The organism is Butyrivibrio hungatei NK4A153 (assembly GCF_000424465.1).
GTDB classification, from domain to species: Bacteria; Bacillota; Clostridia; order Lachnospirales; family Lachnospiraceae; genus Butyrivibrio; species Butyrivibrio hungatei_A.
On sequence record NZ_AUJY01000002.1, the window covers coordinates 110,430 to 134,346 of the forward strand.

Sequence of the window (23,917 nt, forward strand, 5' to 3'; positions counted from 1 at the left end):
ATGGAAGAGATACTCAAAGTAAATAATGTATGCAAAAGATATGAAGACATAACAGTTTTCGAAAATATGAATCTTACGGTAAAAAGAGGCGAAGTTGTGGTTATCGTCGGTCCTTCGGGCTGCGGAAAAAGTACGTTTCTGAGATGCCTTAACGCTCTTGAAAATATACAGGACGGAGAGATCTTGCTGGACGGTGAGAAGGTTGATGCTGCGAGCAAGAATATCGGAAATATCAGGGAAAAAGCGGGGATGGTATTTCAGAGCTACGATCTTTTCCCGCATCTTACGGTACTTCAGAATCTTATGCTTGCACCTGTAAAGGTTAAGAAGAGAGATAAGAAGGAAGTTGAAAAGGAGGCGCTGACTTTACTTGAGAGAGTAGGTCTTTTGACCAAAAAAGACAGTTTCCCCAGGCAGTTGTCAGGCGGACAGAAGCAGAGAGTTGCGATAGTAAGGGCGCTTATCATGCATCCTGAGATACTGCTTCTTGATGAGATAACGGCGGCGCTCGATCCTGAGATGGTACACGAGGTCCTCGAAGTTGTTCTTTCACTGGCAAAAGAAGGGCGGACAATGATAATCGTGACGCATGAAATGCAGTTTGCAAGAGCTGTTGCGGACCGAATGGTGTTCATTGATAATGGAAGAATTGTTGAAGAAGGAAGCCCCGAAGAGTTTTTTGAAAATCCGAAGTCGGATAGATTGAAGCAATTTTTGCAGACATTCTCGTATTGAATACTATATTAATAACAACTTTATTTGATACAATCCGACGTTAAAAGAAAAGTAACAAATTTTCACCAAAAAGCAATAATTGGGCAGGCGAAAGCAATATTTGACAAGTCGTCTTAAACGTTTACTGCTATAATTTGTCTTATCCTAACAAATATTAAAGAATATTTAATATATAAAAATATTTGTAAGGAATAAGTTTACAAAATGTGGAGGTACATGTATGAAAAGACAAATGACGGTTTTATCAAGTATTGCCATGGGGGGCTTACTGGTACTTAACAACAGCGTAGATGTTAATGCGGCACCTGCGCTTAATCCTTATAACGGGGTGGAAGCAGAAGTTAATTTCGGACAGTCAGGAACAAAGGTTGTTACTGATGGGGATGTCAAGGCGGTATCAAGTATTGATTCCGGTGATTATTTTATAGTAAAGGATGTTAACTTTTCTAAGGGAGTATCAAAGTTCAAGGTAAATGCAAAGGCTGATTCAGCTTCACTTCTTGAAATCAGAGAAGGCGGTGCTGACGGTGACGTCATCGCAAATATTAAAATTGGTGCAACAAAGGGCGAATATAAAGAGTTCGTGATCGATTCATCAGTGAAGATTGATGGTAAGAAGACCATTGCTTTTGTTGGAAAGATGGGAACTATAGCTATTGATAAATGGTCAGCTGTAGAGGCATCTTCAGAGGATGAAGCTAAGACAGAGTTCCCTGTTGATTCTGAGACAGGAAAGACAGGTGAAGGAGATTTTGTTTCACCTTATGATGTAATCAAGACAGAAGAGGTTTCTAAGGACTCTAAGGGAATCGAGCAGCAGGATAATAAGGACACAAAGGTTCTTACAAGCCTTGAGAAGGACGACTACTATGTAGTACATAACCTTACTTTTGATAAGGGCGTAGCTGCATTTAATATATCACTTAAGTCTGATGAGCCTTCAGCATTGGAGATTAGAGCTGACGGCGTTGAGGGAACATTACTTGGTAAGGTTAAAGTTACTTCTACAGACGGCGAGTATAAGACAGTAACAGTAAAGGCAGAGGAGAACGATGTTACAGGAACTCATGCCGTTGTATTCGTAGGTAAGGCAGGTAACGTAAGTATTGAGAGCTGGAAGGCATTACATGCACCCGGCGCTAAGACAGATGATAAGACAAAGACTCCTGATAAGGATACACAGGGAGACAATAACAAAGAGCCTGAGAAGGTTGAAGATACAACAGGAAAGACAGGAACAGGAGCAACTCTTTTCCCTTACAATGAAATCTCAACAGATGTGAATTACGGTGAGACAAAGGGCATTGAATATGTAGATTACAACGGAAAGAAGGTAGTTTCAAGCCTTGGTTCCGGTGACTACTTCACAATAAAGGATGTAGATTTCAAGAAGGGCGTTGCTACAATGTTCATAAATGCAAAGTCTGACAAGCCTGCTATGGTAGAGCTTAGAGAAGGCGGCGCAGACGGAAAAGTGCTCGGAACATTTAAGATTAATTCTACAGACGGAAAATATGAGACATTCAGCGTACAGGTTGATGGTCTTACAGGAAAGCATACAATCGCATTCGTAGGAAAGCTTGGAAATACAAGCATTGCAAGCTGGAAGGCAATGAGCGCACCTGAGAAGAAGGATGATGTAACACCTACTCCTACTCCTACTCCAACACCTACTCCTACACCTGAGAAGACAGAGGATACAAAGAGTGGTTCAGGATCAACTCTTTTCCCTTACAACGAGATCTCAACAGGCGTTAACTATGGTGAGACAAAGGGCATTGAATATGTAGATTACAACGGAAAGAAGGTAGTTTCAAGCCTTGGTTCCGGTGACTACTTCACAATAAAGGATGTAGATTTCAAGAAGGGTGCAACATCAATCACTATCAGTGCAAAGGCAGATAAGCCCGCTGTTGTCGAGATCAGAGACGGTGGCGTTGACGGAAAGGCACTTGGAAATATCAAGATTGCCAATACAAACGGTAAATATGCAACTTATACATTGAAGTTTGATAATATTACAGGAAGACATACACTTGCATTTGTTGGTAAAGTTGGTGATGTAAGTATTGCAAGCTGGAAGGCAAGCGTAGATGATCAGGGTAACGGAAGCACACCTACTCCCACACCTACACCTACACCTACACCTACTCCCACACCTACACCTACTCCTACACCAACACCCACTCCAACACCTACACCGGCACCCGATAACGGAAACGGTGGAAGCACAGAGACACCTACACCCGCTAAGTCAAACCTTACACTTTCTCACACTGTAAATGACTGGGGTTCAGGATATCTCGTAGATTTCAGAGTAAGCAATAACTCAGGTGAGACAGTAAACGGCTGGAAGCTCAGAATCAAGAAGGATGGAATCAAGATCAACCAGAGCTGGTGCATGGAAGTCAAGGAAGAAGGCGATTATTATGTAATTACTCCTTTCTTCTGGAATGCATACATCGAGAACGGTAACTTCATCTCATTCGGTATTATTGGACAGGGCACAGCACCCAGAACAATAACATATGAGTTTGTAAAATAATTTAAGAAGTTTAATAAAGATAATTGAATTGAAATAGAAAGTAAAAAGCTGATACGAAACCGGAAGCTCCTCTCTACTGTGAAAAACAGTGAGAGGAGTTTTCTGCGTATAGCAATTTATAAGGAAATTCTTACATAATTTAATCAAGTTTGTATATTTACACATCTTTTTTTTTATACTAACATGAACTTTGTGAAATAAAATGATGTACATTTGGAGGGTAGATAAATGTCAGATATTCAGAAAGTATATGATTTTTTAAATGATGCAGGGACTTATTATCTCGCTACTGTAGACGGAGATCAGCCGAGAGTAAGACCTTTCGGCACAGTTCTATTGTCAGGTGACAAGCTCTATATTCAGACAGGTAAAGTTAAAGACGTTTCTAAGCAGCTTGCAGCAAATCCTAAGGCTGAGATCTGTGCATTTAAGGATGGCAGATGGATCCGTGTAGCCGGAGAGCTTATCAATGATGATTCTCACGATGTTAAGGTTGCAATGCTTGAGAAGATGCCTCAGCTTAACGGAATGTACAGCGCAGATGATGACAATATGCAGATGTTGTATTTCAAAAATGCGACAGCAACAATTACATCATTTACAGAGGCTCCCGTAACACTGAAGTTCTGATGAAAATTTAAAATAGCTGTTTTCAAGACTTAGTCGCTTGGAAACAGCTATTTTTTCAATAGGAAATTATAATTTAGTTTGCAAGTGCCTGTTCTACAGCGATTGCGAGCTGGTCGGCGCATGAAGTGCCTTTTCCGTTGCAATCGTTTCCTTTTAAGATGGCAACAGCTTTTTCTGCATCCATTCCTTCAAGAAGTTTGCCAACGGCAGCGGTGTTGCCGGGACATCCGCCTGTGAATTTCACATTGTGAAGTTTGCCGTCTTCGATATCAAAATCGACCTTTTTTGCACAGACACCGCGGGTCTGGTATGAATAATTCTGCATAATAGAAATCTCCTTTTTCTGATATGGATATTCTACATTTTACGTAAAAAATATCAAGTACCGAAATTTCTAAAAATGCGGTATCATATAAAATGATAGTTAACGTTTTGTTTTTTGAATGGAGGAAAAAATGGGATTGATCGGTAGTCTTATATTGGGAGCTGTTGCAGGTTTTATTGCGAGCAAGATCATGAATGAATCTTCGGGAACTCTTAAGAACATAATTCTTGGAGTTGTCGGTGGATTTGTCGGAGGATTCGTATTCGGACTTCTTGATTTAAATGCGAACGGTCTCATCGGAAGACTTTTGATATCAGTTGTAGGTGCTTGCATCTGCATTTGGGGCGGAAGAAAGCTGTTCTAAATAATCATTTTTCGTGGTCGTGGCTTATTTGCTATGGCCACTAACATTATATGTAAAAGGGAAGCGGTTTAGATTATGAATTATGCGATTTTTTTGGCCGGGGGGACCGGTACCAGGACTGAATCAGATGTACCAAAGCAGTATGTGCGTGCGGGCGGATATATGATGGCAACTTATGCTATAAAGCCGCTTCTTGAGTGCAAGCACATCGATGGCGTATATGTGGTTGCAGGCGATGATTGGACAAAAGAGATTGTGGCAGATGCCGAGAAGGCCGGTCTTAATGTGAAGAAGATAAAAGGCTTTGCCATGCCGGGGGTAAACAGGCAGGCGTCGATATTAAGCGGAATGACTGCAATTCTTCGCGATATCTCAAAGAAGGAGAATATTGAGGATGTTTCCGACAAGGATACGGTGATTGTTCATGATGCAGCAAGACCTTTTCTTGATGTGAAACTTTTAAATGACTGCTATGGAGCAATTTCAGGTCATGACGGTGTTATGCCTGTTATTTCCATGAAGGATACTGTCTATCTTAGTGAGAACGGTAAGACGGTATCAAAGCTTCTTGACAGGCATAAAGTATATGCAGGCCAGGCGCCTGAGCTTTTTAAATATAAAAAATACTATGAGGCAAATGTGATTCTTTTGCCCGATAAGATCTTTTCCATAAATGGTGCGACGGAACCGGCGATCATTGCGGGAATGGATATTGCGATGATTAACGGAAACGAAGCAAATTTCAAAGTGACAACAGCGTCAGATCTTGACAGGTTTAAGCAGCTTAAGGAGGAAAAGCAGTAATGTCGAAGGCATGGGTACTGCATGACATAGGAGATATAAGGTATGAGGAGGTGGAGATATCTTCTCCCGGCGATAACGAAGTTCTTGTTAAAGTCATGGCCGTTGGAATATGTGGATCGGACGTGCCGCGTGTCTATGAGACCGGGGCGCACAAGATGCCGCTTATTCCGGGGCATGAGTTTTCGGGAGTTGTCGTAAAGACAGGTGCGAATGTTTCTCCTGAGCTTAAAGGAATGCGGACTGCCGTTTCGCCTAAGATTCCATGCAGGAAATGCGAGATGTGCGTGAAGGGAGAGACGGATCTGTGCCTTAACTATGACTATACCGGTTCAAGACGCGACGGTGCCTTTGCGGAATATGTGTGTGTTCCTGTGGATAACCTTATAGAGCTTGTGGATAACATCTCTTTTGAAGAGGGAGCTATGATAGAACCGCTCGCCGTTGCTGCCAATGCGGTGAGAACGGGCTGCGCCGGAATTGATCCTTCAGATTGCGAAGTTAAGATCGCGGTTTGCGGAATGGGAACAATAGGGCTCATGGTTGTTATGCTTTTGATGGATATGGGATTTTCGAATCTCTATGTTATCGGAAACAAGGACAGTCACAGGGAGAAGGCGCTTGATCTTGGAATCGCTTCGGAGCATTACTGCGATGTCAGAACTTCAGACCCTGTCGCATGGCTTAAAGAGAAGACAAGCGGAGTTTCTGTTTATTTTGAGTGCGTCGGAAGTAACGAAAGTATCAGATACGGACTTGAAGCGGGAGCGCCGAAATCCAGACAGGTTCTGGTCGGTAACCCAAGGGGTGATATGTCTTTTTCCAGAAATACTTATTGGGAAATCTTGAGAAAGCAGATGCGTCTTATGGGAATATGGAATTCTTCATATAGAAAAGATGCGGCTGAATGTGGTGTGGATGTAGCACAGATTGACGATTGGCATTATGTGCTTAGCAGATTGGAAGCAGGCGGAATCAAGCCTTCTAAGCTTATTACGCACAGACTTTCGTTGGAAGAGCTTGATAAAGGGCTTGACATTATGCGCAATAAGACGGAAGATTATTGCAAGATTATGATCTATCCAAGTGGATTATAAATGAAAAAATTTGGAAGGAGCGAACGAATGTCCTGGAAAACAGTTAATATTCAATTGATGAATGGATGCATTTTTGCTGTTTACGGGGATAGTGCGCTCTTTTTTAGGTGAATTTGCAAAGTTTGAAAGGCTTTAACTGCAAAATTAGAACGTGTTATCTCCGTATTCTTTTTACTTACCAAAAAAGATGAGGAGATTTTTTTAATTAATAGGAAATTTCGCCTTGACGGCGAAATCTTGAATTAAAAGGCCCGGCAAGACCGGGCCACGCAAAGTAGAGGTAAGTTGGTATAATTACCAATCTACCTCATCAAAAAATTCATCATCTTCATGCATAAAGTAATCCATGTCGAGAAGGTCTTCATCATCCATCTCGCGGATTTCGTTCGCCGACATGCCTTCCGGCGGATTTTGGATGTATTTCTCTCTAAGCTTTGCAATTAGTTCTTTATCGACCATAACTGTTCCTCCTTGCATGATTTTATCATGTGCAGAAACATGGGGAAACACTGTTTGGTTTTGAAGATGGAGCTCTGCTTTTGGGACGGCATTTTCCCTTTGCCTCTTTGTATAAGTCTTCAAGAGAAATATGTTTATGATTAAAGTACAAATCAAGGAATTTCATGGTACTACTGCACTTTGAACATTTGATTGGATCATAGCCAAATGCTGAAAGAATACTTGAGCGCCATTGTAAGAAAGATTTGAAGAATGGCTGTTTGGTGGGGGGAATAAGACGGTAGAGCTTTTTATCTGATTCTCGATGTCGACCATACACGCCGTAGTAGCGTATCATCTTAAAGTCTTTTTCAGGTATGTGCTGGATAAGGCGTTTGATGAAGTCTATTGCAGGAAGTGTTTCGGTGACAAGGACTTCGTCCTCATGCCTGTTGTAGTGGAAAGTAATAGTATCATGCGCTTTATCATAGGAATCAATTCTTGATAGGCCGATTGCAGGGCGCCCAAGGTATCGACCTATATATTTAGCCACTTTGTTCTTGTCAGCGAGAGTGGGTTTTGCATATATATAGAATCCATCTTTTTGATTTTTGTATGAGAGAGCTTTTTCTTTTTTGAACAATGCTTTTTTCGCGGAGTCAGTAATAAGAGCTTCCATAAGATTAAGAAGAGCGGTTTGAAAAGCATGGCGCATGTATTGAAAACTGAAGTAATTGACTTTACGCCAAAATCCGGTGTCACCTACACCACCTTCAGATATAAGGCAGTGGATATGAGGATTCCATTCCAATGGACGTCCAAATGTGTGAAGAACCAGAATGTAACCGGGAGTGAAGTTCTGACTTTTGTTGGTTTTGTAGAACATCCGACGAATAACGCTGCTGGCGGCGTCAAAAAGACAGTTGAGAAGATTACGGTCTTCGAGAAAGTAATGGCGTAATTCTTTTGATATAGTAAAAACGCAGTGTCGGTGCTGGCAGTTTATGAGTTTGAAAGACATGGCCAGAGCACGTTTTTGCGAATACATGGAACCACAGGTAGGACAGAATCTTGAATGACAACGAAAGGGAATGAACTTGAGATTACCACAATCGTGGCAGCCATACATGGCGCCACCATAGGCAGGATCGCCACAATTGAGCATCTTATCGATGTTTTCCATTTCCGTTTTGCGGGGATGGAGAGTATATTGAATTTCTTCATAATGATCTCGGAACAGATCTTGCAGTATGTTTCGTTTCATAAAAATCATTATGAATGAATTGAGGCAAAAAACAACCCCAACCCCTCATGAGTGAGGGGCAGGGGAGTTGAAGTGCCATAGGCACTTTTTTATGAATAAATTTAGTATAAAGACAGCAAAAAGACAGATAGGGAAATTGTATTTATTAGACAGTGTGGGAAGTCTCATGATTGCCGGAGCGTCGTGGGTTGCGCTTCTTGCGGCGAGAGGATTTACGACTGCGGAAATCGGCTTGTTCGAGAGTATATTTCATGTTGCAAGTATGATCTTCGAAGTTCCGTCGGGGGCTGTGGCAGATGTGTTCGGAAGGAAGAAGACGATGATCGCGAGCAGCGTAGTGTCTGTACTGGCGGCTCTCATGATGATCTTTTCAAATTCATTTTTATTTATTGCTGTTGCGATGGTTGTGAGTGCGCTCAGTTATAATCTTGCGTCGGGAACCAGAGAAGCACTTGCTTATGACTCGCTGAAAGAGGCGGGGATTGAGGGCGAGTACGATAAGTTTGCATCTAACGATCTTGTCATATATCAGGTCACAAGCTCGCTTGCAAAGATTCTTGCGGGAGCGGCGCTGGCGCTTGGATATAGAAAAGCGTACGCGGTGGATGTTATTGTGGGATTGATCGCGATCGGAATTGCGGCGTCTCTGCGGGAGGTTCGAACTGAACTTAGTGAAGAGAAGAGCGTTAAGAAACGCTTTGCGGAAGTTGCAAGAGAGAGCTTTCTTTTTCTTAAGAATAATTCGAGAGTCAGGCTTATTATTATCTTTAATGCGGCTATAGGAGCGGTTTCGATACTTGTTCTTTTCTTCCTGCAGGCAAGACTTCCCGAGATGGGAATTTCAAATGTGTTTCTTGGTCCGGCACTTTTTGCCATGGGCCTTGGCGCCGCTGTGGGAGCGAAGACTGTCGAGTACATAAAGCCTTCGCGATACAGATATATTGGAGTTATAAGCTTGTTGTGTGTTTGTTTTGCATTCGCAATGGCATTTTCCGGAAACATTATTTTAGCCGTTATTGGTGGATTTGTCGGTGCTTTCGGAGACAATTATATTGAAGTGCGAACCGACGTCATGATCAACAATATGATTCCCTCCGAACAGCGCGCAACACTCATGTCCGTGAACTCCTTCATGTTCTCTGTGGTCATGATAATCCTGTCGCCGATATTCGGAGCGTTGTTTATGCTGTAAGTGAAATGCTTCAATGCATTACAGATTCAATTTCAGCAAAGCGGTTCTCTTGGCTCGGTGTCGTGTATATTTGAATAGACGATACCGCTGTGCACGGTGGGCTCAACGCCTCCGTCTTTGAAGAGGTCGCTTATATTTACAAATTCATAACCCTGCGCAAGAAGCTCAGGGATAACAATGTCGAGGGCTTTGACGGTTTCAACGTTTCCTGTGTAATCATGCATAAGGATGATCGAGCCGTCACAGGCCTGAGACAATATCTTTTCAGCACGCTCTTTGGCAAGAATGCTGTCTTCCCAGTCTTCGCCGTGAATTCCGCATATAAACGGAAGATCTATGCAGTCGTACATGGTCCGGCTCACATCTATGAACGGAGGTCTGAAAAAACGCGGCTTATATCCGGCAATTCTCTCAATTTCCTTGTCGGTATATTCAAGCTCTGAGCGTACTTCGTCTGCCGTAAATGTCTGCATGTGAGAATGCGTCTTTGAGTGATTGCAGATCTCGCAACCGTGCGCGATGCACTCTCTGACAATCTTTTCCGATTCATCGGTTATGTTGTCCGCAATCAGGAAAAAAGATGCGACAACATTATACTTCTTGAGCTTTTCAAGAACCTGTGGCGTTGTGACGGTGCTCGGGCCGTCATCAAAAGTTAATGCTATTTTTTTACCCATAATTTCTAATCCCCATTTGTAATCGTTGTAAATTTGTAAAAGTAACTAATATCTAATATACCACACTAAAAAAAAGATCTTTAAATAATTAGTGTGAGCTAGATTCTATGCATGTAGGCAGCATGTGTGGGGCATAATGAGAAAAATAATGTAAAGCGCGCTTGACATTAATGCGTTCGAGTGATATTTTGAAAATGTAAAGTGAACTTTACGTAGGTACCATTTTTTTTCAAGAATTATTCTGTGAAAGGAGGATTCTTTTGAAAAATCGAATAGAAGAAATCAGAAACGAAAAGAATCTTCGTCAGGAAGAACTAGCCAAAGCAATGGGGGTCTCCCGCCAGACTATCAGTTCTCTTGAGAACGGAAGATATAACCCTTCGATAATGTTGGCGCATAAGCTTGCCAAGTTCTTTGAGATGACGATTGAAGAAATATTTATTTTTGAGGAGGATGAATGATATGTATATGAATAAATTTAAATTTGCATTGAGTATTTTCTGGATAGTTCTTGGAGGTGTTCTTATAATCCTCTCTGCTTTAGATATAATTGACGGCACGATGTATGCATGTATGGGCGGAGCCCTTATCGCAGTAGGTGCGCTCTTGGTTTTCAGATGGACAAAGTACGAAAAAGACGCTGCATACCGCGAAAAAATCGATGTAGAAATTGGGGACGAGCGCAATAAATACATAAGCATGCTCAGCTGGTCTTATACCGGATACGCCGCAATCATTATTGCAGCAGTCGGATCAATCATCGCATTCATACTTAAACAAGATGAGCTCAACCGCTATCTATCCTGTACATTTGCTTTCATGATGATAATCAGATATATCACATATTTCATTGCAACAAAGAAAAACTGATTTTGTCGGAAGACGTGCAAATAGACAAAAAAATGAGTAGAATAGTATTAGCAGAAACCACAGCCTGTGTTACGGCAAAAACACGGGATTATCAGTTTGGTAACTAATAGCAGCAGTATCTTAAACAGGGTAGGAGACGGATTATTATGATTACGAACGATAAGGGACTGGTAGGATTTAAACACAAGATCATGGAAGAAGTCTGCAGACTTGCGTGGAACGATGAACTCGACGAGGAGCACAAAGAGCAGCTTGTTTATAAGCTTGCACCGGGGCCAAAGCCTGTATACAGGTGCTGCGTGTACAAAGAGCGTGAGATTGTGCGCCAGAGAATACGTCTTGCTTGCGGTCTTAGCACAACATACAATGAGGGATCAAAAAATATCGTGCAGGTAATTGACCCGGCATGTGACGAGTGTCCTATTCATGCTTTTTCCGTAACTGATAATTGCCGTTTTTGTATGGGAAAAGCCTGTCTTAACTCATGTAAATTTGATGCGATACATCCCGGAGATGTCAGGATGCACATCGATTCCGCTAAGTGTAAAGAGTGCGGAATGTGCGCAGGTGCCTGCCCGTACGGGGCTATCGTTCATCTCGAGCGCCCATGCCACAAGGCTTGCCCTGTCGGCGCTATCACTTATGATGAGAATGGCTATTGCAAGATTGACGAGAGCAAGTGCATTCAGTGCGGTCATTGTATCCACAGCTGTCCGTTCGGAGCAATCGGCTCCAAGACATTCCTTGTTCAGATAATAGAAGCAATTAAGTCGGGAAAAGAAGTCATAGCAATGTGTGCACCCGCTACCGAAGGGCAGTTTGGCGAAGACATCTCTATGGCTGCCGTTAAAAATGCGCTGATAAAACTTGGCTTTGCAGATATGGTTGAGGTTGGCCTCGGAGGCGATATGACAGCCGCTTATGAGTCAAAAGAGTGGGCCGAAGCCTATGCAGAGGGCAAAAAAATGACGACTTCATGCTGTCCTGCGTTTATCAACATGCTGAAAAAACACTTCCCTGAGCAGTTTGAAAACAACATGTCATCAACCGTTTCGCCTATGTGTGCGATTTCAAGGTATCTCAAGGCAACACGTCCGGGATGCGTCACAGTATTTGTCGGACCTTGCATTGCCAAGAAGTCTGAGGCAATTGATGAGAGCGTTCCGGATAATGCAGATTATGTAGTAACCTACGGAGAGCTGCGCGCTCTTATGAGGTCAAAAGATATAGATTTCGAGCCTGTAACAGATGAATATCAGGAATCTTCCATCTGGGGCAAACGTTTTGCGACAAGCGGAGGCGTTGCCAATGCGGTTATTGAGTGCATGAAAGAGAGAGGCGAAGACGTAAGTAATATCAAGCTTCACCGCGTTGCCGGTGGCAATGAGTGTAAAAAAGCTCTCTTACTTCTTAAAGCGGGACGACTTCCCGAGGACTTCATCGAAGGAATGGTATGTCCCGGAGGCTGTGTAGGTGGCCCGTCAAAACACAAGACGGAAGTCGAGATTACAAAGGCAAGAGAATCGCTTCTTTCAAAAGCTGATGACAGAAAAGTATTAGATAATCTCAAGAAATATCCTATGGATAAATTTTCGATGCATAGAGACGGCAAAAAAATAGACCTTCCGGATTAACGGAAGGCCTGTTTATTCAGCAGGTTTATTCAGCGGTGGCTTGTGAGTCTGTGTCATTTTTTATGACAAGTTTGTCAATATTGAGTGCGCTTGACGAAAATACAGTCTTAACGATCCACACAAGAAGCACGAATACAAGCAAAGGAATCACGCATGCCGTTACGATCATTACTGCGAGTGATTCAAGCATGTTCTTTAAGAAATTTGAAACCTTGTCGATCGTGTCGGTGGTTATCGTACTGAGTTCGCTAAGGAGCCCTGAATCGGATTCGCCTTCAAGATTGAGGTCGCTGTATTCTTCAATCGTGGACTCAACCTTTGCTGACTGAGTCTGATAAACTTTGTCGGAAAGCCAGATGCTTGAAGGAACAAGAAGGAATATGACGATTCCAACGATTCCGATTCTTGCGGCCATGTCCGACAAGCTCTTTTTCTTAAGTAATATAGCTCCGCTTAAAAGCAGGCACGCAGCCGGAATAAGCACGGAAAATGAAACATAACCGGTCAGCGTTATCATGAACTTCTCAAGGTACAGAGCACTAAGTATCAAGAGAAAATATGAAGCGAGATCTGCGAGCTGCTCTGAAATGGGTGTACACAGATCGCCCGGAAGGAGTGACAAAGTTGCGGATGCCGCAGCGGCTCCTCCTGAGAGCTTCATGACTGTCGCAATCTTTGCGTCGGTCTGCTCGATTGAATGCTTGTGATTTGCGGGATTAGCCGCTGTAGGAGCAATCTTTGTAAGCGATATAACTGCGATGAGAAGCAGTATTACTATTGTTGTTATCTTTTTTAAATTCATCCGTTTCATCCCCTTTATTTTATTTCAATCTGGTACTTTGATGCCTCGGGTAAGCTGTTTACAAAGTTTTCTATGATGGTCTTTGCCTGTGCATCGGACTTTTCGAGAATCCCGTTTGCCAGCGCTTTTTCTTTTGCGGCAGCTTCGAATTTGGCGAGCGAAGTGTTGTAATCCTCAAGCTTTAAAGGGTTCCACAAAGAGTCTTTTTCCGAATAGATCTTAAAGGTATCTTTGTCGATGTTTACGGAAAAAATCTCAGAGTCGGGAATGTCGATCGTGATAGTCTTGGCGTCGTCATCCTTGCTGATTGCTATCTTCTCGAAGTCGACTCCTGCTGTGACAGCACCGTCATAACTGTATAAAAACTCGGACGAAGAAGTGATGAACTTCATTATTGTTTTTTCTTTGGTATATTTTTCAACCTGAGTGAAGTAATATTCCTGCGTTATGAGAGTTCCCATGTTCGCAATTCCTTCGCGGATCGTCTCGGTATTCACCGTTACGATGACCTTGGCGGGGCTCTTTTTTACAGTGCTTTCCGTTGCGGCTATATCAGCGAGACTTGGCTCGGAGTTAGCGTTTTTCTTGTAATCGGTCAAAAGAACCAGCATAGCGATCACGGCAACCAGGATAACAGCTATGTATAGGTAGTTTTTATTTTTTTTGAAAAAATCCATACGTAAACCTCCGTTATATTGCATCTTCAGCCGATGCGCAGAAAAGTCATGCAAGAAAAAGCATGCGGGCATCTGTTCGCAAAGAGCGGCCAAAAAGAAAATATGCAATTCAATTTTATCATTTAGTGACCAAAAGATACAGTGACAGCAAAATTGTCAGTATTGGGTATAAGGTAATGTGCTTGTGGCTCATCAAAGTTTGAGTTAAAATGATGCGGTTGGAAATTTGAGGTTACCCGGTAAGTGATTGGTAGCTTTGCAAAAATATATGAATATGATAGGAAAAAAGGGAAGTTAAGTAAAATGAGTGCTTTTATAGTAATGCAGCAAATGGGGATGATAGTCATTCTTGTTTCTGTCGGAATTTATCTTTATAAGAAAGGTGTCGTAGACAATACGGTTTCAAAGCAGCTGTCGGTGATTGTCATGGATATATGCAATCCCGCGCTAATACTGGCGTCGATTCTTACGGGAAATGTCGATATAAGTCATCAGGTTCTTTTGGAAGCGGTTATCCTCGGCGTTTTATTTTATGCATTTCTTATGATATTCGGAGCTCTTTTTCCCGCGATACTCGGAGTTGTTAGGGAAAAAAGAAGATTTTACAATCTCATGGTTGTTTATACAAATGTAGGGTTCATCGGAATTCCCGTTGCTAAGGCAATACTTCCGGACAAAGCCATCATCTACGTTATCGTATGCAATATCATGTACAGCCTTCTCTTTTACACCCATGGAATCTCTGTCCTCAGCAATGGAAAAGAGAAGATGAGCTTGAAAAAAGCTATGAGCCCGGGAACTATAATGGCGCTCCTTAGCCTTGTTGTGTGCTGGTTTAAGATTACACCGCCGCCGATCGTGACAAACAGCGTAAGTTATATCGGCAATGCGACGGTCTTTTTGTCTATGACGCTTCTTGGTGTTTCCATAGCAAGATCCGGAGTCAAAAGCGGGTTCAAGGATCTCAGAATCTGGGGATATATTGCTATCAGGATGGTACTTCTCCCTGTGGCTATGTTCTACATATTGAGAGCAATCGGATGTGACGATGTGGCAGTACTTGGATTTTGTCTGATGGCAACAATGCCTGTCGGAAATCTTCCTCTTATTCAGTCTGAAAAGATCGGGGAGGATACGCGGATACTCTCAGGAGCCATCACGGTTACAACAATTGTTTCGATGGTGACGATAACAGTTCTTATGATTCTTTTCACAGGCGCATTGGATATCAGTGCATCATATTGAAATTATCAGGGCGGTTAACATAAAAATGAATAATTTCAAAAATATGATAAGCTGCTAAGGCAGTAAAAATTTAGAAAAAGTTAATGACTTTACGATAAAACATGGAATATTTTTACGTTCAAAAATGTTATGATTATTGTATATTCAGTTACAACATGATACATGCTCTTTCTTTGTAATAAGGAGGCCCGTAGATGAAAAAGATCAACGACTTGAAGATCTATATCAAAATGAGCCTTGTAATAGGTCTTGTGATCATGATTGGACTCGGAAGTATATATGGCATAATAAATTCACGAACCAGATCTATTATGAGAAAACAGACTGAGATAAGGTTATCGGAGATTACCGAAAGCCGCTCGGTTGTTATCGAGAAATATTTCTCGGATCTGCAGAATTATGTCGTGAATTTTGCAAAACTTCCGGCTGTAGTTTCGTATATGCAAAATACAAGTGATAAAACTGCAGCGAACAATGTTCAGGAAACTCTTTTGAGCTACACATCCACAAGATCGGATATTGAGAGTATGTATCTTGCTGATGATGCTACGCTTGTCTACGCACATACTGATCCTTCATTTATAGGTCAGGTCGCAAATGCAGAGATGGCGGGCTTTACGGCAAATATCGAAAGCGCAGGAGGAGCGATGTGCGCAGGAATCGTTCTTTCTCCGGCGAGTAACAGTAATGTTGCGATAGTATTTGCAAATGTACATGATGCATCAGGTAAGCCCATAGGATTCGTCGGAGGTGCTACCTACGTTGATGAGCTTCAGAACACGATCACGGGAATGAGCACGCAGGGACTTGACGGAGCTCAGATGTATCTTATCGGAAGCAGTGATATTACTGCGGCAACATATATTTTTGCTCCCGATCCGGCAATGCTTGGAGCACCTGTTGAAGATGAAGCACAGGTTCAGGCTCTTCAGCAGATGGCGGATGTTCCGACAAGCTTTTTTACATATCGTGATAAGACATTGGGACGCTCTATACTGTCATATCGCAATATTCCGAGCGTGGCTGCTACATTCATTGTTACTGATTCGGAAAAAGACTTTTTGAAGGATATCAATTCCCTCAGTAATTTCATTCTTTTCCTTGTAATACTTGTATTCTGCGTTTCGCTTGTAGGAGTTGTTCTGATCTCAAAGGCTATATCAAAGGATATTGAGGGTGTAACGGAGGTAATCACAGATCTCGGAACACTTGATATTACCAAGACTCAGGCACTTGAAAAATACAAAGGAAGAAATGACGAAGTAGGACTTATCGCGGATGCCACCAAGAAACTTTCGAGCGCGGTTGAAAGGACGATCAAATCGCTTCGCCGGCATTCCGGAGATCTTCAGAACGGTTCGGGAAAGCTTCGTGAGAATTCTGAATCAACGCTTGAATCCATCGGACAGGTGGATATCGCGGTTCACGATATTGCCCAGAGTGCGACAGAGCAGTCTGATGAAACAAAGAATGCAACCGATTCTGTAAAAGAAATCGGAGTTATGGTTGAAGAGACCAAAGAAAAGACAATGCAGCTTAAAGAAGCTTCGCAGTCCATGCAGGATTCTTCCAAGAAAGCGGGAGAGATTCTCAAAGAGCTTGGTGAAGTCAATGAAAAGACAAAGACTGCGGTTGATGCGATGTATGAGCAGACTGCACAGACAAGTCATTCAGCAGACCAGATCTCGAAAGCTTCCGAACTTATTGCATCTATCGCTACCCAGACCAATCTTTTGTCCCTTAATGCTTCTATAGAGGCTGCAAGAGCAGGAGATGCCGGAAGAGGATTTGCGGTTGTTGCAGGCGAGATTGGATCCCTTGCTTCACAGACTGCCGATACGACCAAGGAGATTAATGACATTATCCAGCAGCTGATCGATAATTCAAAGAGATCGATAGAAGCTATGGATGAAGTTAAGAAGATAATAGATATGCAGAACGAGTATGTTCAGCAGACGAAAGAAATCTTTGGTTCCGTTGAGGGCGAGATTGCCAATAACCTTGACAGTATCGATGAGATTTCTTCGACGGTACAGAGGCTTGATGATGTCCGCAGCAGCGTTGTAAATGTAGTAGAATCTCTTTCAACCATTGCTGAGACAAATGCGGCAACGACGCAGGAAACAAGCGCATCGACATCTGTTGTAAGCAATATGATGGAAGAAGTATCGACTATCGCTACGCAGATTTCGGATATTGCTGCCGGAGTTAAGAAGGATATAGATGTATTCAAGATTTCCGAATGACATTATGAAAAAGATAATATAGAATAGTAATGAGCGGTGACCAAAGAGGTTGTTACCGCTCATTATTATATGGTAGGAGATTCCTACCATACTTTGAAATTACGGTCACTTATCTACGTGCTAACCAAAATTAAAAGCCATGTGTCCAATCCATAGGGTAGTAGTTTGGCAGGGACACAGATAAGATTTGTGAAAAGAAATGGTTTATCTGTGATTTTATGGCATGATATGTGTTGAAACACAGATAATGTTTCATGGGTGGCAAAATTTATCTGTGAGATAATGGCGATTTACAAGCAAAAAGGCGAAATTTCACAGATAACTGAAGCATAAATTACTTTTTTATCTGTGGTCGTAAGTTTGATGTGTGACTAAAATGCGAATTTCCCATGTATTTAGTCACTTATTTCATAGGAAGAGGAGGATCACATAATGAAAGTATTACTTATAAACGGTAGCAGAAGAAGCAAAGGATGCACATTTACGGCATTATCGGAGATTGAAAAAGAGCTCAATAAAAGAGACATTGAGACAGAAATCTATAATGCAGGATATAAAGTTTTTAAGGGAGAAGTAGATCTTGCTGTTCAGGAAGCAACAGAGATAATCAAGGGCGTTGACGGAATCGTCATCGGTTCACCTGTTTATTATGCAAGTCCTACAGGCGAGATTCTTATGTTCCTCGACAGATTGTTCTGGTCAGCGGAAGATTATCTCAGATTTAAGCCCGCAGCAACAATCGCATCTGCAAGAAGAGCGGGAACTACCGCAACACTCGATGTTCTCAACAAATATCCTCTTTATGCGCAGATGCCTCTTGTTGCATCAAGATACTGGAACATGGTTCACGGCGGAAAGCCCGAAGATGTTCTTCGCGATTCAGAAGGTCTTCAGATCATGCGTACCCTCGGAAAAAATATGGCGTGGGTACTTAAGAGTATCGAAGCAGGCAAAAATGCAGGCGTTGAGCAGCCTATTGCCGAAGATAAGGTGTTTACGAACTTTATCAGATAAGAGGTTGCGGTGCTTAGAGCAAGCAGCGTGCATGCTGTAGTTTGATGGTGGTCTTTTGCTCGGATAGGTCATAACATAAAAATTCAGCGCGTGCAAAAATAAGTGAGAAGATGACAACAAGTTTAGACTGAGGAAAAGATAATGAAGAACAATGAAAAAACAAATGTAATGAGAGTTTTGGATGGCAAGAAGATTGCCTACGAGAGCCATTCTTATGAGCCCGACCAGTCGCTTACAGGCGCTGAGATTGCGGGAATACTTGGTGAAGATCCTTCAAGAGTTTTTAAGACTCTTGTAACAAGAGGAAAGACCGAGCAGTATTATGTCTTCGTAGTTCCCGTCGAAGCAGAACTTGACCTCAAGAAAGCCGCAAAGGCAGCAGGCGAAAAGTCAGTCGAGATGATCAAGCAGAAAGAGCTCCTTCCGCTCACAGGATACATCCACGGCGGATGTTCGCCCATCGGCATGAAGAAAGCCTTCCCGACTTTTATACACCAAACCGCGCAGGACGGTGAAAAGATATTTGTAAGCGCAGGGAAGGTTGGATGCCAGATTGAACTTGCACCTGACGATCTTATGTCTGTGGTCCGTTGTACACTTGCGGATATTACGGCTTAGCCTGAAGTAAAAGAAGGGTGATGTGTTGAAAAAAGTTTTATAAGTCACGGAGGAGATTTAGAAATGAAGTTTGGACCGATAATTAGGAAAGACAAATTGGGGCGTGAGGTTGTTCTTAGAAATGCGGAGGCATCCGATGGCGAGGCGCTGATTGAATATATGAAGGTGACAACGGCGGAGACACCGTTTCTTATAAGAGAGCCTGAGGAAGTAACACTTACACCGGAGCAGGAAGAGAGCTTCTTGCAGTCCAAGATAGAAGATGATAAAGAGCTTATGCTCGTTGCAACAATTGACGGCAAGCATATCGGAAACTGTTCACTTATGAGGATGGGAAATTATAAGAGATACAGCCACAGATGTGATATTGCGATTGCGCTTTATAAGGAGTATTGCGGAGCGGGCATAGGAAAGATCATGCTTGAGACAATTCTTGATGTGGCAAAAAAGTGTGGTTATGAGCAGGCGGAACTTGAAGTTATCGCAACCAATGAGGGCGCAATAGCTCTTTATGAGAAACTTGGATTCAAGGAATACGGCCGTTTCCCTGACAATATGAAATATTCCGATGGGACTTATGCCGATGCACTTTGGATGATGAAAAAATTAAATGATTAAACAATTGTGATGAAATGGAAAGAACGCAGTTTTTTGAAGCGGCTATTGCAGTTTTTTTGTGTGCGCTTAATCCGGATTATCATGCATTTCAAGTGTGTTGCATCACGCTACAAGCCTGTTTGTAATAGTGGGTCTGATTGTATGAGTCTATTTTGCGTACGCAGTTAGGCTCTTTTTTTATTTGATAGGAATTCCTATCAAATAAAAAAACGCTCCGATAAGGATGCGACCGATGCGCAGAAGTATTATGCAAGCTAAAGCTTGCGCGCATCGGCGCGCAAAGAGTTGCAAAGCAACTCTTTGTTATTGGATTTAATATAAAAAAAGTATCTGGAATGCTAAAGTCGATAGCATAGTCTGCCGATATATACAGAAAGCAGTAAGTTTAATATTTTTGCTATGGATAGCATCTTTTTCAACGTTCAAAGGAATGGCTGAAGAAGATGCTTTTTATTTTGCCAGAAGGGGGTGATACTGAGACGAAGTTATGCGTAACTGTTGACCGTGCACTTATCCACTCGGTCCTTTCAGGAGAGTGGAGCGACTGTGAATGACTGAAGAGTCGCAGAAAGGAACATATATGTCAAATATGATTACTACCGGAAGTTATTGTTTTAGACAGAGCACATTTGTACAGAGTTCTTATCGTAGCGCAGATCAAAGTCTCGGAGAAGCGGATTTTTTGAGTGCTCTATCCGAGAGTGGCGAACAGAAATCAGATGATGCAACTTGTACTAAAAAGCAGAACGTTTCTGTTCAGAGAGAGTTTACCCGCATTATTTCAGCAAGTGAATTGAAGACAAATTTTATTGATATGAGGCCTGTAATTCCGCAAGAATCCGTTGATGAATGTAAGCCGGCGGAAGTAAGTGATAACGCCGACAAACCAAGAGAACACGTAACTCCGCTACGTGGTATAGGCTCTATTCCTGTGGGAAACAATACAAGCCATATGGTGATGGCTTCCGAAGTGACAAGGGAAGGCTGCGGCAATCCGATTGTGAGAGTGCATATGGGCGGGCGTGACATCGACGTAAATATCTCGGAAGTCGATCCAAAGAATGCCACCATTATCGAGATGTTCGCATATTGCCAGTACGCAGATGCACATGGCACAGGAACCGGTAGTACCTTTGGAAGTTTCAACGCACTTAAGGGAGTCACGGATCCTCTGGGTGGAAAAGAGTATTCCTCGATGGAGGAGGCCATAAATAAAAAGAGCAATTGGGAAAGCACTATCTCCTCTTCAAGTACAACTCTCACCAAAAAGATGACCGGCGAAGTACTCGATGCCTCCGTCCTTATAAAGATGCTCAAGGAGACAGCTCTTTTACTCGCGACCAAAGGAAAAAATAAAGGGCTGTCAGACCTTACCGATGAGCAGTGGAATAAACTCCTTGGCGACACTGACAGGGCAATAGAAGCTTAAGGGTAAGGACATAGAGAAAATGTGCATTGTACATTTTATGAGAGAACTTTACAGAGAAAGAGTGTATTGAATATTTTATGAGAGAGGTTCACAGAGAGTACAGGTGCATAAGGCTGTATCTCATGTTATTTAGAAGGTTTTGTTATATTTAAGAGTAAAAGTAAGGACTTTTCGTTATGTTTTTGTTTCATCTGTTTGTGGCTATTTATGGAGCGAAAAACGAAAAGTCTTTATTTTTTTGCCTTGAATATCAACGGAGACACCACACTAGAGTTGAATACACCCAATATGTCGCTTTATTACCTGTCAAAATTGGCATTTGTTACGCTGCGTCAAGGAATTGAGGCAAGGAATTGAGGAATTAAGCTGAAATACATGACTCAAAATGAGGGAATAATGATTCTGCTGGCATGGAATCTGATGATCGATTTGTATACATAGAAATAAGTGAAAGTGGGAATGGCTCTACGGGTATAGAATCCGGAAAATGATTTGCTACACGTAGAAAAGAGCAGATGCGTGATAGGATTTACGGACATAGAATCTGAAAATTGATATATACACGTAGAAGTAAGCGAATTTCGGACCGATTATACGGGCATAGAATCCCTGAAATCGACTCATACACGTAGAAATGAGCAAATGTGAGAATGACTTTACGGGTATAAACAATGTAATTGAATCTGAGTAACGTAGGAGAGCTGCCTATTTCAAGAGAGTCTGCGGAAATATAAGCCACTATAATTGATGAAGGAAGATAGCTTGTTATACTGCGATCAAGGAGTTCTTCGTGTGGAGCAAATACAATTTATGACGGTACTTTTTTTGGAAAGAATATCCCTGGAGAGGGCGTTTTTGCAGGGGGTGAGGGATGGCAATATAGGAGTTCAGGATGTTGCGAATCAGTGATGAAGTAGCGATCATAAGAAGTGTCAAATAATTTGAAGAATAGTTATACAAAATACAATTTTTGTAGTATTATTATGAAAAATAAGAAATAAAGAAAGAACGCTTTGCGTATAGGTGATGAAATGCGAATGAGATAATTTGGCTTTAGTGAACACAGTTTTTTGGAAAGTTGCTTTACGGCAGTTCTTTTTGTGCACGCTTTATCCGGATTATCATGCATTTCAAGTGTGTTGCATCACGCTACAAGTCTATTTGTAATAGTGGGTCTGATTGTATGAGTCTATTTTGCGTACGCAGTTAGGCTCTTTTTTTATTTGATAGGAATTCCTATCAAATAAAAAAACGCTCCGCTAAGGATGCGACCGATGCGCAGCTCGCGGAATGCCTTTTCGATTGAGGCAGAGATTAAAAAATATTAGGGAAAAGAGAAATGAACTTTATGATAATTCATCCGATTTCTCCCGTATATGACAAGAACTCAGAAATTCTTATACTTGGGAGCTTTCCGTCTGTGAAATCAAGAGAAGAGGGCTTTTTCTACGGCCATAAACAGAATCGTTTTTGGAAGGTAGTTGCGGCTGTCTTTGGAGAAGGGACGCCTGAAACGATAGAAGAGAAAAGAGAGTTTCTACTTCGCAATCATATAGCGGTATGGGACGTGATACATTCATGTGAGATTGAGGGCTCTTCAGACTCGAGCATTAGGAATGTGACGGTGAATGACCTTAATGAGATATTGAAAGTAGCGGACATAAGAGATATTTACGTCAACGGAAAGACGGCGCAAAAGTATTACAAGAAATATACGGAGAAACTTGTTGGAAGAGAGGCAATCTGCCTTCCGTCGACCAGTCCTGCAAATGCAGCATGGAATCAGGAGAGGCTTGTTGCTGAATGGAGAAAAATAAGAAAAACAACGGGGAGATAAACGTGAGAAAATACCTATACATATTAAAGACACAGATAATAAAGAGTATGACCTATGAGTTTAGTGTATATGGAAATATTATCATGCAGACGATCATCATGATAACATCGGCATATTTCTGGAAAGCGTTGTATAAAGACCGCGGAAGTGTCGGCGGAGTCGATGCCGAAAGCATGCTGACATATATAATCGTATCGTCGATGCTGTCGGTTTTGCTGATCACGAATGTGGAAAAAAGAATTGAGATGAGCGTGATGAAAGGAACGGTTGCAACGGATATGATGAGACCCGTCAATATTTTCGGAATGTACTTTGCGGAAGACCTGGGAGGAGTCTTTGCACTTGTGTTTCAGAATATGCTTCCGATTCTGATCATTGGGACACTTCTGATAAAAGTTCCTGTGATGGCGGATGTAAGCGCACTTCCGCTTTTTGTGATCGCGGTTTTGGAATCGTTTATGATCAACTGGCTCATCGCTGCTTTGTTTGGGATGATAGCATTTAAAACGGGTAGCATCGATGCGCTTATTCAGGTGAAAAAACATCTCGTAAGGTTGCTGTCGGGAAGCATTATACCGATATGGTTCTTTCCTGCGGGAGTATCAAAGGTGGTTTCTTCGCTTCCCTTTGTGTATATCTACCAGCTTCCGCTTAGTATCTACATTGGAAAAGGTGAAAGAGCAGAGTATATCGCAGGCATGCAGATTCAGTTTTTGTGGCTTGTAGCGCTTGCGGCTTTTTTCTTTTTCATCCGGAAAAAAGTGACGCGAAAAGTCATGGTACAAGGCGGTTAAATGAGGAAGATCACGTTCGCATCGGTATTTGTACGTGGGAAATGCTTTATTTTAGAAGACAACAT

At 42.1% G+C, this 23,917-nt stretch carries 24 protein-coding genes; 18 read left to right on the forward strand and 6 right to left on the reverse strand.

The genetic code is table 11. The features are described 5' to 3' along the window. The 3 genes from G628_RS0103335 to G628_RS0103345 all read left to right on the forward strand — a co-directional run bounded on the left by G628_RS0103335 (nt 1) and on the right by G628_RS0103345 (nt 3,910). Nucleotides 1–735: an amino acid ABC transporter ATP-binding protein gene (locus tag G628_RS0103335; RefSeq protein WP_027208444.1), complete on the forward strand. Its 735-nt coding sequence runs from the start codon at nt 1–3 to the stop codon at nt 733–735. Nucleotides 736–955: 220 nt separating this feature from the next. Continuing rightward, the gene (locus G628_RS0103340) at nt 956–3,280 is read left to right on the forward strand and encodes a carbohydrate-binding protein (protein WP_027208445.1); all 2,325 of its coding nucleotides are present in this window, start codon (nt 956–958) and stop codon (nt 3,278–3,280) included. A gap of 228 nt (nt 3,281–3,508) precedes the next feature. After that, nucleotides 3,509–3,910, forward strand: coding sequence for a pyridoxamine 5'-phosphate oxidase family protein (locus tag G628_RS0103345; protein ID WP_330365408.1), 402 nt, complete (start codon nt 3,509–3,511; stop codon nt 3,908–3,910). A 73-nt stretch (nt 3,911–3,983) separates the two neighbouring features. Here the strand turns inward: G628_RS0103345 and G628_RS0103350 are convergent, their stop codons facing one another. Continuing rightward, nucleotides 3,984–4,235, reverse strand: a complete 252-nt coding sequence (locus G628_RS0103350) for a TIGR03905 family TSCPD domain-containing protein (RefSeq protein ID WP_027208446.1) — start codon at nt 4,233–4,235, stop codon at nt 3,984–3,986. Nucleotides 4,236–4,365: 130 nt separating this feature from the next. On the opposite strand from G628_RS0103350, the gene G628_RS0103355 reads away from it, so the two are divergent. From G628_RS0103355 to G628_RS0103365, 3 genes are all read left to right on the forward strand, one after another. After that, entirely contained in the window at nt 4,366–4,599 is a 234-nt protein-coding gene (locus tag G628_RS0103355) for a GlsB/YeaQ/YmgE family stress response membrane protein (RefSeq protein ID WP_026656002.1), read from the forward strand. A gap of 75 nt (nt 4,600–4,674) precedes the next feature. Next, nucleotides 4,675–5,403: a 2-C-methyl-D-erythritol 4-phosphate cytidylyltransferase gene (locus tag G628_RS0103360; RefSeq protein ID WP_027208447.1), complete on the forward strand. Its 729-nt coding sequence runs from the start codon at nt 4,675–4,677 to the stop codon at nt 5,401–5,403. Beyond that, nucleotides 5,403–6,497 (forward strand): galactitol-1-phosphate 5-dehydrogenase, encoded by a 1,095-nt coding sequence (locus G628_RS0103365; protein WP_026667124.1) that lies wholly within the window; start codon nt 5,403–5,405, stop codon nt 6,495–6,497. The genes G628_RS0103360 and G628_RS0103365 overlap by 1 nt, the downstream gene beginning before the upstream one ends. Nucleotides 6,498–6,791: 294 nt before the next feature. Here the strand turns inward: G628_RS0103365 and G628_RS18840 are convergent, their stop codons facing one another. Both G628_RS18840 and G628_RS16285 read right to left on the reverse strand, forming a co-directional pair. Further along, nucleotides 6,792–6,956 (reverse strand): hypothetical protein, encoded by a 165-nt coding sequence (locus G628_RS18840; protein WP_176756632.1) that lies wholly within the window; start codon nt 6,954–6,956, stop codon nt 6,792–6,794. A 25-nt stretch (nt 6,957–6,981) separates the two neighbouring features. Further along, on the reverse strand, nt 6,982–8,199 hold the full coding sequence (locus tag G628_RS16285; protein ID WP_051594271.1) for an IS91 family transposase: 1,218 nt from the start codon (nt 8,197–8,199) through the stop codon (nt 6,982–6,984). Between the two features lie 91 nt (nt 8,200–8,290). Here G628_RS16285 and G628_RS0103380 point away from each other — a divergent pair, with 91 nt between their 5' ends. Then, the gene (locus tag G628_RS0103380; RefSeq protein ID WP_026655999.1) at nt 8,291–9,391 is read left to right on the forward strand and encodes an MFS transporter; all 1,101 of its coding nucleotides are present in this window, start codon (nt 8,291–8,293) and stop codon (nt 9,389–9,391) included. Between the two features lie 32 nt (nt 9,392–9,423). Here the strand turns inward: G628_RS0103380 and G628_RS0103385 are convergent, their stop codons facing one another. Beyond that, the gene (locus G628_RS0103385; protein ID WP_034500599.1) at nt 9,424–10,068 is read right to left on the reverse strand and encodes a polysaccharide deacetylase family protein; all 645 of its coding nucleotides are present in this window, start codon (nt 10,066–10,068) and stop codon (nt 9,424–9,426) included. Nucleotides 10,069–10,328: 260 nt separating this feature from the next. Between G628_RS0103385 and G628_RS0103390 the strand changes: the two genes are divergently transcribed. The 3 genes from G628_RS0103390 (at nt 10,329) to G628_RS0103400 (ending at nt 12,572) form a co-directional block, all read left to right on the forward strand. Continuing rightward, nucleotides 10,329–10,529, forward strand: coding sequence for a helix-turn-helix transcriptional regulator (locus tag G628_RS0103390; protein WP_027208449.1), 201 nt, complete (start codon nt 10,329–10,331; stop codon nt 10,527–10,529). 1 nt (nt 10,530) lies between these two features. Next, complete coding sequence (locus G628_RS0103395) at nt 10,531–10,938, forward strand: hypothetical protein (protein WP_027208450.1); 408 nt, start codon at nt 10,531–10,533, stop codon at nt 10,936–10,938. 146 nt (nt 10,939–11,084) lie between these two features. Next, entirely contained in the window at nt 11,085–12,572 is a 1,488-nt protein-coding gene (locus tag G628_RS0103400) for a 4Fe-4S dicluster domain-containing protein (RefSeq protein ID WP_027208451.1), read from the forward strand. A 25-nt stretch (nt 12,573–12,597) separates the two neighbouring features. Here G628_RS0103400 and G628_RS16290 read toward each other — a convergent pair whose 3' ends face one another. After that, complete coding sequence (locus G628_RS16290) at nt 12,598–13,374, reverse strand: hypothetical protein (protein WP_051199005.1); 777 nt, start codon at nt 13,372–13,374, stop codon at nt 12,598–12,600. Nucleotides 13,375–13,388: 14 nt separating this feature from the next. After that, nucleotides 13,389–14,051: a DUF4230 domain-containing protein gene (locus G628_RS0103410; protein ID WP_026655996.1), complete on the reverse strand. Its 663-nt coding sequence runs from the start codon at nt 14,049–14,051 to the stop codon at nt 13,389–13,391. 303 nt (nt 14,052–14,354) lie between these two features. Here G628_RS0103410 and G628_RS0103415 point away from each other — a divergent pair, with 303 nt between their 5' ends. The 8 genes from G628_RS0103415 to G628_RS0103455 all read left to right on the forward strand — a co-directional run bounded on the left by G628_RS0103415 (nt 14,355) and on the right by G628_RS0103455 (nt 23,852). Then, nucleotides 14,355–15,296 (forward strand): AEC family transporter, encoded by a 942-nt coding sequence (locus tag G628_RS0103415; RefSeq protein WP_026655995.1) that lies wholly within the window; start codon nt 14,355–14,357, stop codon nt 15,294–15,296. A 194-nt stretch (nt 15,297–15,490) separates the two neighbouring features. Continuing rightward, on the forward strand, nt 15,491–17,542 hold the full coding sequence (locus G628_RS17935) for a methyl-accepting chemotaxis protein (protein ID WP_027208452.1): 2,052 nt from the start codon (nt 15,491–15,493) through the stop codon (nt 17,540–17,542). Nucleotides 17,543–17,974: 432 nt separating this feature from the next. Next, on the forward strand, nt 17,975–18,556 hold the full coding sequence (locus G628_RS0103425; protein ID WP_027208453.1) for a flavodoxin family protein: 582 nt from the start codon (nt 17,975–17,977) through the stop codon (nt 18,554–18,556). Nucleotides 18,557–18,697: 141 nt separating this feature from the next. Further along, nucleotides 18,698–19,174, forward strand: coding sequence for a Cys-tRNA(Pro) deacylase (gene ybaK / locus G628_RS0103430; protein WP_196803699.1), 477 nt, complete (start codon nt 18,698–18,700; stop codon nt 19,172–19,174). 63 nt (nt 19,175–19,237) lie between these two features. Next, nucleotides 19,238–19,792, forward strand: a complete 555-nt coding sequence (locus G628_RS0103435) for a GNAT family N-acetyltransferase (RefSeq protein WP_027208455.1) — start codon at nt 19,238–19,240, stop codon at nt 19,790–19,792. Nucleotides 19,793–20,342: 550 nt separating this feature from the next. Next, nucleotides 20,343–21,221: a hypothetical protein gene (locus tag G628_RS0103440; protein ID WP_027208456.1), complete on the forward strand. Its 879-nt coding sequence runs from the start codon at nt 20,343–20,345 to the stop codon at nt 21,219–21,221. Between the two features lie 1,348 nt (nt 21,222–22,569). After that, on the forward strand, nt 22,570–23,058 hold the full coding sequence (locus tag G628_RS0103450) for a DNA-deoxyinosine glycosylase (protein WP_027208457.1): 489 nt from the start codon (nt 22,570–22,572) through the stop codon (nt 23,056–23,058). After that, on the forward strand, nt 23,025–23,852 hold the full coding sequence (locus G628_RS0103455) for an ABC transporter permease (RefSeq protein WP_081670541.1): 828 nt from the start codon (nt 23,025–23,027) through the stop codon (nt 23,850–23,852). The genes G628_RS0103450 and G628_RS0103455 overlap by 34 nt, the downstream gene beginning before the upstream one ends. The last annotated feature ends 65 nt before the right edge of the window (nt 23,853–23,917 follow it).

Excerpts from the sequence above, each read along its gene's own strand:
- G628_RS0103335 (WP_027208444.1), top strand. The coding sequence starts at position 1 with ATGGAAGAGATACTCAAAGTAAATAATGTATGCAAAAGATATGAAGAC.
- G628_RS0103340 (WP_027208445.1), top strand. The coding sequence starts at position 956 with ATGAAAAGACAAATGACGGTTTTATCAAGTATTGCCATGGGGGGCTTA.
- G628_RS0103345 (WP_330365408.1), top strand. The coding sequence starts at position 3,509 with ATGTCAGATATTCAGAAAGTATATGATTTTTTAAATGATGCAGGGACT.
- G628_RS0103350 (WP_027208446.1), bottom strand. The coding sequence starts at position 4,235 with ATGCAGAATTATTCATACCAGACCCGCGGTGTCTGTGCAAAAAAGGTC.
- G628_RS0103355 (WP_026656002.1), top strand. The coding sequence starts at position 4,366 with ATGGGATTGATCGGTAGTCTTATATTGGGAGCTGTTGCAGGTTTTATT.
- G628_RS0103360 (WP_027208447.1), top strand. The coding sequence starts at position 4,675 with ATGAATTATGCGATTTTTTTGGCCGGGGGGACCGGTACCAGGACTGAA.
- G628_RS0103365 (WP_026667124.1), top strand. The coding sequence starts at position 5,403 with ATGTCGAAGGCATGGGTACTGCATGACATAGGAGATATAAGGTATGAG.
- G628_RS18840 (WP_176756632.1), bottom strand. The coding sequence starts at position 6,956 with ATGGTCGATAAAGAACTAATTGCAAAGCTTAGAGAGAAATACATCCAA.
- G628_RS16285 (WP_051594271.1), bottom strand. The coding sequence starts at position 8,199 with ATGAAACGAAACATACTGCAAGATCTGTTCCGAGATCATTATGAAGAA.
- G628_RS0103380 (WP_026655999.1), top strand. The coding sequence starts at position 8,291 with ATGAATAAATTTAGTATAAAGACAGCAAAAAGACAGATAGGGAAATTG.
- G628_RS0103385 (WP_034500599.1), bottom strand. The coding sequence starts at position 10,068 with ATGGGTAAAAAAATAGCATTAACTTTTGATGACGGCCCGAGCACCGTC.
- G628_RS0103395 (WP_027208450.1), top strand. The coding sequence starts at position 10,531 with ATGTATATGAATAAATTTAAATTTGCATTGAGTATTTTCTGGATAGTT.
- G628_RS0103400 (WP_027208451.1), top strand. The coding sequence starts at position 11,085 with ATGATTACGAACGATAAGGGACTGGTAGGATTTAAACACAAGATCATG.
- G628_RS16290 (WP_051199005.1), bottom strand. The coding sequence starts at position 13,374 with ATGAATTTAAAAAAGATAACAACAATAGTAATACTGCTTCTCATCGCA.
- G628_RS0103410 (WP_026655996.1), bottom strand. The coding sequence starts at position 14,051 with ATGGATTTTTTCAAAAAAAATAAAAACTACCTATACATAGCTGTTATC.
- G628_RS0103415 (WP_026655995.1), top strand. The coding sequence starts at position 14,355 with ATGAGTGCTTTTATAGTAATGCAGCAAATGGGGATGATAGTCATTCTT.
- G628_RS17935 (WP_027208452.1), top strand. The coding sequence starts at position 15,491 with ATGAAAAAGATCAACGACTTGAAGATCTATATCAAAATGAGCCTTGTA.
- G628_RS0103425 (WP_027208453.1), top strand. The coding sequence starts at position 17,975 with ATGAAAGTATTACTTATAAACGGTAGCAGAAGAAGCAAAGGATGCACA.
- ybaK (WP_196803699.1), top strand. The coding sequence starts at position 18,698 with ATGAAGAACAATGAAAAAACAAATGTAATGAGAGTTTTGGATGGCAAG.
- G628_RS0103435 (WP_027208455.1), top strand. The coding sequence starts at position 19,238 with ATGAAGTTTGGACCGATAATTAGGAAAGACAAATTGGGGCGTGAGGTT.
- G628_RS0103440 (WP_027208456.1), top strand. The coding sequence starts at position 20,343 with ATGACTGAAGAGTCGCAGAAAGGAACATATATGTCAAATATGATTACT.
- G628_RS0103450 (WP_027208457.1), top strand. The coding sequence starts at position 22,570 with ATGATAATTCATCCGATTTCTCCCGTATATGACAAGAACTCAGAAATT.
- G628_RS0103455 (WP_081670541.1), top strand. The coding sequence starts at position 23,025 with ATGGAGAAAAATAAGAAAAACAACGGGGAGATAAACGTGAGAAAATAC.